The organism is Niveispirillum sp., assembly GCF_017996735.1.
Lineage (GTDB): Bacteria > Pseudomonadota > Alphaproteobacteria > Azospirillales > Azospirillaceae > Niveispirillum.
The window spans coordinates 18,829-30,425 of record NZ_JAGOGJ010000085.1 but is presented as its reverse complement, the minus strand read 5'-3'; the positions used below and the strand labels follow the sequence as shown (position 1 = coordinate 30,425).

Sequence of the window (11,597 nt, the reverse complement as noted above, 5' to 3'; positions counted from 1 at the left end):
GGCGGCGCTGCAGGCGGGGCTGGGCATCGGCATGCTGCGGTCGCCCCTGGGCGATCCCTGGGTGGCTGATGGCAGGCTGGTGCCGGTCAGCCCGCTCTGGGTGCCCAATCCCTATCTTTATCATCTGGTCACCCGTACCGGCACGCCGCGCCCCGCCGTGGCGGAGGCGCGGGACCGGATGCTGACCCTGGCGGCTGAATTCAGGCCGGCGCCCCCGCCATCAGCGCGTTGATCTGTCCATAGGGCATGGGGTCGGCGCAGATCGGGTCGGAGATGCCGTCGCGCAGGAAGGCGCCCCCCAGGGCCGCCACGCGCCCCCACAATTGTTCCGGCAGGGCAGATCCCGCTGACAGACGCCTGACGCCCAAGGTCGCCAGATCTGCGGCGGGCAGCAGCCCGGGGCGGGCCATGACATTAAGCGGTACATTAATATTATCCGCTATATGTTTGATTTCCTGTGGATCGGTCACGCCGGCGGGGAACAGGCCGGAAGCACCCGCCGCCGCATAAAGGGCGCCGCGCCGTACCACCTCCGCCGCCCGTTCCCCGGCTGGGGCCAAGCCGCGCAGATAGACGTCGGTACGGGCATTGATGAACAGACCGGGTCCCAGGGCGGCCCGTATGGCGGCGATCTTGGCGGCCAGCAGGTCAGGCGATCCCGCCCCATCCTCGATATTCACGCCCACGACACCGGTCGCCAATATCTGCCGGGCCAGATCCGCCACGGCGGCGGGATCATCGCTGTAACCGGCTTCCATATCGATGCTGACCGGCAGGTCGGGCACGGCCCGCACGATGGTGGCGGCGGCGTGCAGCAGCAGGTCCACCGGCAGCTTGTTGCCGTCGGCCACGCCCAGGGCCCAGGCCAGACCGGCGCTGGTGGTGGCGATCGCCTTGGCGCCCAGACTGCGCATCATGCGCGCACTGCCCCCGTCCCAGACATTGCACAGGATCAGCGGGCTGTCGCCCCGGTGCAGGGCGTGGAAAGTCTCGAACTGCGTGATGCTCATGATGCCTTATCCAGGGAAAGCGGGAAGTCGGGAAGGTTCAGGTGACGGCGCGCATAGGCACCCCAGGGGTGCCATCGTCGCTCCCCCTCATCAATCGGGACCGGCCCGTCCCACGGGGCCGCTACGCGCCGTCCGGGCCGGTCCGCGACCAGCGGGGCCAGGGCGGGGTCCTGCGCCAGATGCGCATTGATGGTCGCCATGTCCGCCGACAGGTCGAACCGACGCCTCAGCCGCGCGGCGATGCCGGACAGGGACCGGATGTCGGCGATGCGGATCACGGCCTGCAAGGCATTGGCATCGTGAATGGCGGTCACGGTGACATCGCCATCGGGCAAGGTCCGCCGCCATGTAAAGCTGCTTACCTGCTCGGCGGGATCACCCTGCGCCGCGATGGCCGACAGAAGGTCGGGCCAGTCCAGTGGCGGGCGATAGCGCAGGCGCAGCACCACCCCATCCCGCGCCACGCTGCCCTCTGCCCGGTCCGATGCCAGGGCCTGTCGGCGCAGGTCGCGCGGGGCTCGGCCATAAAGTGACTGGAAGGTTTCGTTGAAGCGGCGGATGCTGCCGAAACCTGATGCCAGGGCCACCTCCGCCATGGGCAGGGCAGTTTCATGCAGGAGTTGCTTGGCGAACAGCACGCGGCGGGTCTGGGCCACGGCAATGGGGCTGGCGCCCAGATGCTGTTTGAACAGGCGGCGCAATTGCCGTTCGCCCACGCCCAGACGGCTGGCCAGGGCATCGACGCTGGCATCATCCCCGTCCAGCGCCCCCTCCGCGATCAGGGCCAGCCCGCGTGAAACGGTGTTGGAGGTCCCGCGCCAGACGGCCAGGTCGGGAGCCGCTTCCGGCCGACAGCGCAGGCAGGGGCGGAACCCCGCCTCCTGTGCCGCCGCCGCGGTCGGATAGAAGCGGCAATTTTCCGCCTTGGGCGTGCGGGCCGGGCAGATGGGGCGGCAATAGATGCCGGTGGTCAGCACCGCCGTGAAGAAACGCCCGTCGAAGCGGGCATCCCTGGTTTCAACAGCGCGGTAGCAGGCGGTGGGGTCGAGCGTGTCCATGCCCATGATCCTGCCACGGGCGGTCGCTCACGGCTCGCGGTTTTCGGACATGGACGGTCAGGCCGACGCCCGTTTCGGCCAGAGCAGCCCCGTCAGTACGCCGGCATTCAGGACCAGCAGCAGCGAGACGGCCCAGGCCGGGGCCAGGAATTTCAGCATCAGCCAGCCCAGGCCGAACAGCACGAAGCCCAGCAGCATCTCCCCGAACAGGGCGATGACATTGCTCTGATAGCGTTTCTGGAACGCCTTGCGCCCGCCCAGCGCCGGCCCCTGCCGCATGTCCATGGCCAGATACGTCGTGACCGACAGCAGGGTCACCAGCCAGAGCAGCAGCGCCGACCACGGGGTGGACAGGGCGACATACAGACAGACCAGCGTGGCCGGCACGAGGGCGGGCAGGGCGGCGGCCAGCAACCGGTCGCGCAGCATGCGGCGGGCCTGCACCGGCGCGGTGCCCAGCAGGTCGGGCGCATCCTCACCCGCGAAGGCGAGCCAGACCAGGGCGCCGGCCAGCAGCCCGGCAACGGGCACCACGCCCATCCAGCCGAAAGCCATCTGTTCGCCCGACGCCGTGTCGATATGCTTGCCGATGCTGGGCAGCACGACCGGTGCGGCCACCAACAGAATGGAACAGACCTGGGTCAGCAGGCTGGGATCGCGCAGGATCAGGCGCCATTCCTTCCACAGGATTGTGCCGGTGGTGCCCCGGATGCGCATGGTGAACGGACCCTTGTCCGCCAGCTTGCGGCGTGGGGTGGCATCGGCCCCGGCGGCGGCATTCACGCTGCGCACGAAGGCGGGGCCCAGCAGAGTGGTGACCAGCACGAAGCCGCCCAGCGAAACCAGCAGCAGCACCAGGAAAGGTCCCGGTTCACCCGTGATGGCGGCCCCCAGCCAGCGCAGCGGCAGCATGGCCGGATGGTCGCCAAGGGCGGCCATGGCCTGAAAATTCCTGGCCTGGGTCGCGTGGTCTGCGCTGCTGTTCATGTTGGGGATCTGGGCGGCCAGGGCCGCGCCGATCCCGATCACCCCGCCCAGGACCTGCGCCGCCGTGCGTGCCCGCCGCGCCCCCACCAGCTTCACCAACGCCAGGACCAGCAGGAAGGACAGGGTCACCGACAGCATGCACAGCGCCGGCAGGGTGATATAGCCGACCAGCCAGCGCGCCGACACCATCACGGCGCCGGGGTTCATGAAACAGGCCGCCATGGCCAGACTGCTGATCATCACGGCCAGCCCCACCGCCAGCAGGCGCACGGGCAGAATCGTCCCCGGCCGCAGTGGAGAGGAGAGCAGCAGGTCCAGATCGCCCCGCGTGTAGATGGCGTTCACCGTCATTTGCAGCGATGCGGCCAGCATGATGGCGACGGAGAACATGCCCATGCCGCCGAAGATCATCTGCACCTTTTCTGGTGCAAGCTGCATTTTCGAAAAGCCGAAAATGGACAGCGCCCCGACACCATGCAGGAACAGGATGCCCACGATCAGGATGGCCCAGGCCCAGGGACCCGTCTTCTTGGTCCGCAGCGCCAGCCGCAACTCATGGCGCAGCAGCCAGGGCAGGCCGCCCGGCTTCAGCGCGATCATGCCGCCACCGCCTTGCCGGAGACGAGGTCGAGGAACAGTTCCTCCAGCGACGCGCCGTCGCGCCCATGTCGCTGGCGCAGTTCGGCCAGGGTGCCCTCGGCCAGCAGCAGGCCATGCTGGATGATGCCGATCCGGTCCACCAGCCGTTCCGCCACCTCCATGATATGGGTGGTCAGGATGATGGTGCATCCGGCCCGCGCGCGTTCGGCCAGCAGATCCTTCACCTGCCGCGCGATGGCGGCGTCCAGACCGGTCAGCGGTTCATCCAGGATCAGCAGGCGCGGATCATGGATCAACGCGCCGGCCAGTGCCGCCTTCTGCTTCATGCCGCGCGAGAAACCCTCGCAGCGTTCGTTACGATGGTCGTAAAGCTCCAGCCGGGTCAGCAACTCCTCCGCCCGCCCGGCGGCTGTGCGTGCATCAATGCCCCACAGACCGGCCACGAATTCCAGATATTCGACGGGTGTCAGCTTGTCATAGAGCATAGGTTCGTCCGGCAGCCAGGCGATCTGCCGCTTGGCGGCCACCGGATCGGCGGCATTGTCGACGCCGAACACGCTGACATGGCCGGCCGATGGGGCCAGAAGTCCGACAACCATCTTCAGCGTCGTGGTCTTGCCCGCGCCGTTGGGCCCCAGCAGGCCATAGAATTCACCGGGCTGAATCGTCAGATCAATGCCCTTCACCGCCTCCTTCTCACCATAGGATTTGCGCAATCCGCGGATTTCCAGGGCGGGGGCAGGCGGGTTCATGCGTCACGTCCGGGGTAATGCCGAAGGGAACTTATAGTTAACAAATATTCCAGGTCGAATGAAGCCTTTCGCTAATTCTGCGAGTTGACGTCACGCCCGTGAACTCCGCATCCCCGGCCGTTTTGTGACCGACATATCGGCCAGCAACCGGGCATAATCATCCGATTCCATGGGAACCAGCGCCACGCACCCGTTGGTATCGTGATGCAGGCCATATCCGTGTTTCTTCACCAGCGGAGAGGCACGCAGGCAGGCTTGCGGCTTGGCGAAAAACGCTTCCGCCGTGACGGGACCTTTCCGGTCGTTTTCCACGGCCAGCAGCAGGTCGTCCGATGTCATCCGATACGGATGGGCCGCCAGCAGGGCGAATTGCCGTTCGGCCACGGTACCTGGCTTGGCCGGGGGCGTGGCCCCGGTAACCGGACAATCGGCGGAAACGGTGATCAGGGTGCTGGTATAGTTGGTGCTGTGCATGGGGGCGCCCCGGGTCGGTGGTTCCCTCGCCAGAATAGCAGAACGCCGCCGTGGTTTCCCAGCGGCGGCGTTCCGGACTTCACCCAAACCTGTGACAGCCTCAGGCGGCGTCCGCGTCGGCGGCGACGGCCAACTTGATGATCTGGTCGGGGTCGCGGACCTCGCCATTGCGGCCCTGGCCGCGCTTGATGGCGTCCACATGCTCCATGCCGTCGGTGACCTTGCCCCAGACGGTGTACTGGCCGTCCAGGAAACGGGCATCGGCGAAGCAGATGAAGAACTGGCTGTCGGCGCTGTTCGGGTTCGCCGCGCGGGCCATGGAGCAGGTGCCACGCACATGCGGCTCGCGCGAGAATTCCTGCGGCAGGTTCTGGCCGGAACCACCCATGCCATTGCCATCGGGGCAGCCGCCCTGGGCCATGAAGCCTTCGATGACGCGATGGAAGGTCAGGCCGTCATAGAAGCCTTCGCGGGCCAGTTCCTTGATACGGGCCACATGCTTGGGCGCCAGATCGGGGCGCAACTGGATGGTGACGCGGCCGCCGGCCAGGTCGAGATAGAGGGTGTTTTCCAGATCCATGTCAGTCGTCCTTGCCACCGGTTGCCCCGGTTCTCGGTTGCATATCGACGGGCACCATAACGGGATGTTTTGCGGATGGGAACAGGGGTAGGGGGATGGCCCACCCGCTATTTCGGCGGGGCGGCCGGCTTTGCCGGGGGTGCCGGCTTGGGCGGGCGCGGCGGATCGGACTGTACGCGCATACTGATGACGCGATCCGGCTCCTTCACATAACCGTCCTTTTTCTTGTCGCCGGCCTTCAGCTTGTCGATCAGGTCCAGGCCTTTGATCACATGGCCCCAGAGCGTGTAATTGCCGTCCAGAGAGGCGTCCTGCCCTGTCAGGATGAAGAACTGGCTGTCGCCGCTGTTGCGGTTCAGGCCGCGTGCCATGGAAACGGCCCCGCGCACATGCGGTTCCTTGCTGGGTTCCAGGTCCAGCCAGCGGCCCGTGCCCCCGCGCCCTGTGCCGCTGCGGTCGCCGGTCTGCGCGATGAAGCCGGCGATGACGCGATGGAACGCCACGCCATCATAATATCCGCGTCGCACCAGTTGTTTGATGCGCGCCACATGGATGGGCGCCAGATCTGGGCGCATCTGGATCAGCACGGTGCCGCTCTTCAATTCCATGACCAGCGTGTCATCGGGATTGACCGGCGGCCGCGCGGCATCCGCCACGGGAACGGCCAGCAATAGACAGAGCAGGATCAGAAGGCGTGAAAGCATGGGCGGCATCATCTCTCCGGCGTTGCGCGTGCCACGATACCGGCCGCATCCTTGCATGGAAAGATGTGGTGTTCCGCATCGGGCGGCGAATATTGCCGATAGGGGTGGGGATTGCGCAGGTTGCGACGTCAGGAATGGTTGGCCGGTGCCGGTATCGCCCTGTTGGCCGGGCTTGTGGTCCTTTGGCTGATGCTGCCCGGCCTTGTCGCCGCCCGCTGGACGGCGCAACTGCGGTCCATGGGCCATCCACAGGCGGAACTGGCGATCGATCATCTGGGTTGGGGCAACGCCACCGGTGCCTTTTTCCTGGGGGGAGAAGAGGGGGCGGACGGATTCGAGGCGACGTTCACCCCCGCCGGCCTTTGGGCCGGCCGGCTTTCGTCCCTCACCATCAAGGGGCTGCACCTGTCACGGCCGTTGTCCCTGTCGGGGGGCGGTAGGCTTCCAGACATGCCATTGGACGGGCCGGTCCGGCTCGCCAATACCCGCTTGCGGCTGGAACTGCCGGGCGGGCTGGGGGCGCTGCCCCTGACCCTGGATGCGGATTTGACGCCGGTTGACGGCGATTGGCGCCTGGACGGCAAGGGGGCGCTTGCCGTTGGTCCGGTATCGGTTCCCGCCACCCTGAATGCGCAATGGCGTCAGGGGATATTGTCGGTTGCAGCCTTCGGCCTGTCGCCAGTTGCCGACGGGCCGCGACTGGGCGGGCAGGGCAATTTCCGCCGTCTGGCGACCGGGGAATGGACGGGGCAGGTGGATGTGACGGCCGCCGGCCTGCCGCAAGGTCTGCCCGATTTCACCCTGAACTGGAAGCCGGGGCAGGGGCGCGGCCTTTTAGAATGGAAGGGTGTTGCCCGGTTGGATGTCCTTCTGGATGCCGACGGAGCGGCCGGCCAACGGCTGGATGCAAGGTTGCGGGTCGATGATCTGTCCGCCTTCGCGGCGCGCCTGAACCAGCCGGAACCGGGCCTTGCCGGCGGACCACTGATCCTGTCGCTGTCGGCGCAGGGTGTTGTCCCGTCACTGGATCCACGGCTCTGGCCGGAGGTGCTGCTGCGTCTGGAGGCGACGGGGATTGGTATCGGCCGGGGGCCGCGCGACAATGCCCTGTCACTATCGGCCATGGCGCGGCGCATCGATGGCGACTGGTGGCTGGCCCCGACCTTGAATCAACCGCCGGGCATCCTGTTGATGCCGACATTGGGTTTGCGGGCCAATGGCCTGTCGCTGACGGGTCGCGCGGCGCTGCCGCTGGACCTGGATTTGCGGGCGGCCGGCCTGCGGTTGCCCTGGCTGGCACCGTCCACCCTGATGGCCAAACTGCGCGGGCAGCCGGGCGACGACCTTCGCCTGGAATGGCAGGCGGCCGTGACGGACACGGATGCCCGGCTTTCGGGATCGGTGGACATGGTGGCTGGGGGTGGTAACGCCCTGGTGCGGCTGGCCCCGTTGCGTCTTGGTCCGGGCGATGTCGATCGGGTCTTTCCTGGCGCGCCTCTGCCATCCGGCCTGACCGGGACCATCGCCGCCCGCTTGTCGACCCGTTGGGGGGAGGCCGGTGCGCAAGGCGCCGCCGATATCCTGGTGGAGGATGGCGGGGTGGTTTTACCCGGCCTGCATCTGGCCGGCATCAACGGTGTCGTACGCCTGGATCGGTTGTCGCCGCTTTCCATGCCGGCCCAGACCATCGCGGTCGGTCTGTTTGATCCCGGCATCGCGCTGACAGGTGGCAGCGTCGGATTGTCATTGCAGGGCGATGGTTTGCTGCGCCTGGCTCCGACCCCGTTCACCTGGGCGGGGCAATCCGTGATCATATCGCCCTCATCATTCCGGATCGGCAATGATTATCTGGATTTGCGTCTTGAGCTTCCGGCAACCCCATTGCCCAACATCCTGTCCACCCTGGGTGTAACGGACCTGGAGGCCGAGGGAACGGTCATCGGATCGATACCGGTACGAATCACGGCGGAGGGTGCGACGACCGGCGATGCCACCTTGCGCGCCGTTGCGCCCGGCCGGCTGGCTTTGCGGGGCGATTCCCCGCTGGCCTGGCTTGATCCCCGGCGCAATGACAATCTGGCCCTGCTGGCCCGGGCGTTGACTGATTACCGGTTCCGCAGCCTGGAACTGAACTTCACCGGGCGGGGGACGGCGCTGGCCCTGGACGGGGCGAATCCGTCGCTCTATGGCGGCTATGCCATGCCCATCAATCTGGTGCTGGCCCCGGCACCGGCCGCTGCTGTACCAACGACGCTGCCGGCCGGCATCGCGGCCGCGATGGCGGCATTCAAGGCGCGCCGGGATTGACAGGTGAGGCGCAGAGGGGGCAAGGGCGTGATTGAACTGGCCATTGATTTTGAAACGGCCAATGAACGGCGCGACAGCGCCTGTGCTGTTGGCGTGGCCGAAGTCTTCAGGCCCGACGCCCCCATCTTCCGCCGCCTGATCCGACCGGAACCGGCACGCTTTTCGCCCTTCTGCGTCGCCGTCCATGGCATCCGCCCCGAACATGTGGCCGGCGAACCCGATTTTGCCGGCATCTGGCCCGACCTGTCGGTCCGTTTGGAAGGGGCCACACTGCTGGCGCATAATGCCAGTTTCGATGCCGGTGTCCTGACCGCCTGTCTTCTGGCGGCGGGGCTGCCCGTTCCGTCACTGCGCTTTATCTGCACTGTGGATCTGGCGCGTGCCGCCTTTCCACATCTGCGCAGCCATAAGCTGAATATTGTGGCGCATCATCTGGGCCTGTCCCTGAACCATCACGAAGCCGGCAGCGATGCCGCCGCCTGTGCCGCGATCGGCCGGCACGTGGCGGAAATGCAGGGTGTCGCCACGGTGGCGGAGGCGGCGGAAAGGCTGGGTGTCGGGGCTCGCCGCCCTGGAATCCCCGTTTCCGCCCCATTGGGCCGGTCTGCTGCCGTCGCGTCCCTGCCACCCCCGACGCGTCGTGTGGATGGCCAGAATTTCGCCATTACCGGTACGCTGGTCGCCTGTTCCCGCCCAGACGCGGCGCGTGCCATCGGGCGGGCAGGGGGGACGTTCCAGGCCTATGTGCGGCAGGATACGGATTGGCTGGTGGTCGGTCTGTCGCCGGGCAAGACCAAACTGACGGCCGCCCAGGCACGGCAGCGGCGCTACGGCCGGCCAACCCTGGTGGATGAGGCGGAGTTCATGGCGATGCTGGGGATCGGCTAAGGCCCGGAAGCACGAAAGCCGCCGTCATTCTTGACGGCGGCTTTTCGCGTAACCCGTTGATCGGGTTGTCGAGAGATGGTCGGAGCGACAGGATTCGAACCTGCGACCCCTAGACCCCCAGTCTAGTGCGCTACCAGGCTGCGCCACGCTCCGACCTCTCGATGAACGCCGACCGGTTTGGGCCGTCCGTCGTTCGGGCGCGGACTATAGACACGACATTTGGGGGATGCAACGTTTGTGTCGGGGAAAATGCGTTTTTCTGTCTGCCTTGTCCGCAACGCGGGTCTGCGCCCGCGCCGCAGCGGGGGACGGGGGCTGTCGGGTCGGATAGCATCCGGGCCTGAACATCAAGGAAACCCTGGGGATGGACGCCGAAATCAGTCTTGTCTATGTCACCACACCCGATCGCGATGTGGCCCACGCCATTGCGCGCACGGTGGTGGAGGAAGGGCTTGCCGCCTGCGCGAATATCATTCCGGGCATGGAATCACTCTATCGCTGGCAGGGGAAAGTGGAATCTGCGCAGGAATGCGTACTGATCCTGAAATGCCGTTCCAGCGGGTTCGACGCGCTGTCGAGCCGGGTGTGTACACTGCATCCCTACGAAGTGCCCTGCATCCTGGCCTTGCCCGTCACGGCGGGCCTGCCGCGCTATCTGGCCTGGCTGTCGGCGGAAAGCGCCGGCCGGCCCACCGTATAAATAAGGAGACGCGGTGATGACCGACGTCCGTACTTCCGCCCGCCTGTCCCTGGCCTATTCCAATATCGGCCACGCCACCATGCACATCATGACGGTGCTGTATCTCACCGTCGTGCTGGAACTTACCCGCGAATGGCAGGCCGATTACCAGGATCTGATCACGCTCTGGACGGTCGGTTCGCTGCTTGTGGGCCTGGGCGCCCCCCTTGCGGGCTGGCTGGGCGACCGCTGGTCGGATTCGCGGATGATGGTCCTGATGTTTCTGCTGTCGGGGATCGGCGCCCTGGGGGCCGCCTTGTCCGACACGCCGGACCAGATGATGTGGGCCTTGGCCGTCATCGGGCTGGGTGGGTCGATCTATCACCCGGTCGGCATTTCCTGGACCATGAAGAATGCGGAGAACCGGGGCCGGTCCATGGGTATCCTGGGCATTTTCGGGAGTATCGGTGTTGCCGGCGGCGGCGTTGTGGCGGGCGGATTGACCGCGCTTTGGGGCTGGCATGCCGCCTTCCTGGTGCCGGGCATCGTGTCGCTGCTGTTCGGCGCCGCGCTGGCCCTGCATATCGCCAGTGGCCGGATCGTAGACCGCAAGGCCGACATGGTGAAAAGCCAGGCGCCGACGCGGGGCGAGATCGTGCGTGCCTTCATCATCATGTCGGTCACCATGATGTGCGGCGGCATGATCTTTCAGTCGCTGCTGACCGTGGCGCCGAAATGGTTCGAACAGGCCGTGGGCGCCGACATGTCGGGCAGTGTGGTGGGGGTCGGCGGTCTGGTCACCATGGTCTTCCTGGCCGGCGCCATTCCGCAATTCCTGGGTGGCGTCCTGGCCGACCGGTTTCCGGTGAAATGGCTCTATATGGGCTGTGCGTTGCTGCAGGTGCCGTTCTATATCGTGGCCATGCAGTTCATGGGGTGGTCGTCGGTCTTCCTGGCGGCTTTCCTGGTCACGCTGATGAATGTGCAGATTCCGGCCGAAAACCTGCTGCTGGCCCGTTTCACGCCGGCGAAATATCGCGGCATCGCCTATGGCTCGAAATTTGTGCTGAGTTTCGGCATGGCACCGCTTGCGGTGCAACTGGTGGCCTGGGCCTATGGCCATTCGGCGGGGCCGGAGATGGTGTTCGCAGTGCTGGCGGTCCTGTCGGCGCTGGTGCTGTTCGCGGCCATGCTGCTGCCGCGTGACGACAAGGGGCAGGAACAGCCGGTCACCGATCCCGCCAAGCTGGCCCTGGCATCGGGTGGCGATGATTGATGCCATCGCAACCGCGATATCGGACCCTGGTTGGTCGGGGTGCGCGGTTCTGACCGCTTGACGGGGGGACGTGCCGGGCCTTATACCGCGCCCGTCAATTGGGGAGTAGTCCGCCACCGGCACAGCCGGTGGTGTCCGTGTCAACAGACTTGGGGCGCAAGCCCCGTGGCACGGGCGACAGGCCGGAAGGCCCGTTCGACGAGACCGATGGCGCAATCACCCCGTCTGGGACCGGGGGGTGGATTGCGTTCATCGCTGCTCGCGGCCCCCGGAGTACTGATC

12 protein-coding genes and 1 tRNA gene are annotated in these 11,597 nt (G+C 66.4%); 5 read left to right on the top strand and 8 right to left on the bottom strand.

The window, feature by feature from the left end; translation table 11 throughout:
- Positions 1-232: hypothetical protein (locus KBA48_RS22300; RefSeq protein WP_292910524.1), on the top strand; the 232-nt coding region annotated here is incomplete at its 5' end.
- On the opposite strand, the gene KBA48_RS22295 is transcribed toward KBA48_RS22300, so the two are convergent.
- The 7 genes from KBA48_RS22295 to KBA48_RS22265 form a co-directional block, all read right to left on the bottom strand.
- Positions 201-1,010 (bottom strand): isocitrate lyase/phosphoenolpyruvate mutase family protein, encoded by an 810-nt coding sequence (locus KBA48_RS22295; RefSeq protein ID WP_292910522.1) that lies wholly within the window; start codon positions 1,008-1,010, stop codon positions 201-203. The two genes, KBA48_RS22300 and KBA48_RS22295, sit on opposite strands and share 32 nt — an antisense overlap.
- Positions 1,007-2,068, bottom strand: coding sequence for an Ada metal-binding domain-containing protein (locus tag KBA48_RS22290; protein WP_292910520.1), 1,062 nt, complete (start codon positions 2,066-2,068; stop codon positions 1,007-1,009). Before KBA48_RS22290 ends, KBA48_RS22295 begins: the two co-directional genes overlap by 4 nt.
- A gap of 57 nt (positions 2,069-2,125) precedes the next feature.
- Positions 2,126-3,655 (bottom strand): hypothetical protein, encoded by a 1,530-nt coding sequence (locus tag KBA48_RS22285; protein WP_292910518.1) that lies wholly within the window; start codon positions 3,653-3,655, stop codon positions 2,126-2,128.
- Entirely contained in the window at positions 3,652-4,407 is a 756-nt protein-coding gene (locus KBA48_RS22280; RefSeq protein ID WP_292910516.1) for an ABC transporter ATP-binding protein, read from the bottom strand. The genes KBA48_RS22285 and KBA48_RS22280 overlap by 4 nt, the downstream gene beginning before the upstream one ends.
- A gap of 90 nt (positions 4,408-4,497) precedes the next feature.
- Entirely contained in the window at positions 4,498-4,881 is a 384-nt protein-coding gene (locus tag KBA48_RS22275) for a DUF6157 family protein (protein ID WP_292910514.1), read from the bottom strand.
- Positions 4,882-4,981: 100 nt separating this feature from the next.
- Positions 4,982-5,461 (bottom strand): peptidylprolyl isomerase, encoded by a 480-nt coding sequence (locus KBA48_RS22270; RefSeq protein ID WP_292910512.1) that lies wholly within the window; start codon positions 5,459-5,461, stop codon positions 4,982-4,984.
- A 107-nt stretch (positions 5,462-5,568) separates the two neighbouring features.
- Positions 5,569-6,165 carry a peptidylprolyl isomerase gene (locus KBA48_RS22265; protein WP_292910510.1) on the bottom strand — a complete coding sequence of 199 codons (597 nt, stop codon included), beginning with the start codon at positions 6,163-6,165 and terminating at the stop codon, positions 5,569-5,571.
- A 111-nt stretch (positions 6,166-6,276) separates the two neighbouring features.
- On the opposite strand from KBA48_RS22265, the gene KBA48_RS22260 reads away from it, so the two are divergent.
- Together KBA48_RS22260 and KBA48_RS22255 are read left to right on the top strand one after the other, a co-directional pair.
- On the top strand, positions 6,277-8,472 hold the full coding sequence (locus KBA48_RS22260; protein WP_292910508.1) for a YdbH domain-containing protein: 2,196 nt from the start codon (positions 6,277-6,279) through the stop codon (positions 8,470-8,472).
- Between the two features lie 3 nt (positions 8,473-8,475).
- A complete protein-coding gene (locus KBA48_RS22255) occupies positions 8,476-9,360 on the top strand; it encodes an exonuclease domain-containing protein (protein ID WP_292910494.1) in 885 nt (294 codons plus the stop codon).
- Positions 9,361-9,436: 76 nt separating this feature from the next.
- Here the strand turns inward: KBA48_RS22255 and KBA48_RS22250 are convergent.
- Positions 9,437-9,513, bottom strand: a tRNA-Pro gene (locus KBA48_RS22250).
- A gap of 211 nt (positions 9,514-9,724) precedes the next feature.
- On the opposite strand from KBA48_RS22250, the gene cutA reads away from it, so the two are divergent.
- Positions 9,725-10,060, top strand: a complete 336-nt coding sequence (gene cutA, locus KBA48_RS22245; RefSeq protein ID WP_292910492.1) for a divalent-cation tolerance protein CutA — start codon at positions 9,725-9,727, stop codon at positions 10,058-10,060.
- Between the two features lie 16 nt (positions 10,061-10,076).
- Positions 10,077-11,315 carry an MFS transporter gene (locus KBA48_RS22240; protein ID WP_292910490.1) on the top strand — a complete coding sequence of 413 codons (1,239 nt, stop codon included), beginning with the start codon at positions 10,077-10,079 and terminating at the stop codon, positions 11,313-11,315.
- Positions 11,316-11,597: the final 282 nt, after the last annotated feature.